Consider the following 310-nt stretch of genomic DNA (forward strand, 5'->3'; position numbering starts at 1 on the left):
ATTTGCTTTATGATTTATTAGAAATTTTACAATGTCTGTATGACCATGTTCAGCAACTTTATGTAAAGGAGTCCTTCTATAACAATCAACAGTATTAACATCAACTTTTTCTATTTCGACCAATCTCTTAACTTCTGTTAAGTTATTGTCTTGAATTGCTTTAAATAATTTTTTGATATTTTCACGCATAAAATTTGCCTCATTAATTAACAAATTATGTATAATACTAGTAATTATCTCAAGTACCTTTTTAAAATAAATTTATTTTTTCTATGAAAGAATTGGATATTCAGCTTAAACTGAATATTCT

The 310-nt window shown here is 24.2% G+C and carries 1 protein-coding gene; it reads right to left on the reverse strand.

Features of this window, described 5'->3' with window-relative positions:
• On the reverse strand, positions 1-213 hold a 213-nt coding region (locus tag V6U76_RS05550), incomplete at its 3' end, for an ankyrin repeat domain-containing protein (protein ID WP_333024154.1).
• Positions 214-310 lie beyond the last annotated feature (97 nt).

The organism is Wolbachia endosymbiont of Pentidionis agamae (assembly GCF_036711655.1).
Taxonomy (GTDB): domain Bacteria; phylum Pseudomonadota; class Alphaproteobacteria; order Rickettsiales; family Anaplasmataceae; genus JAZHPY01.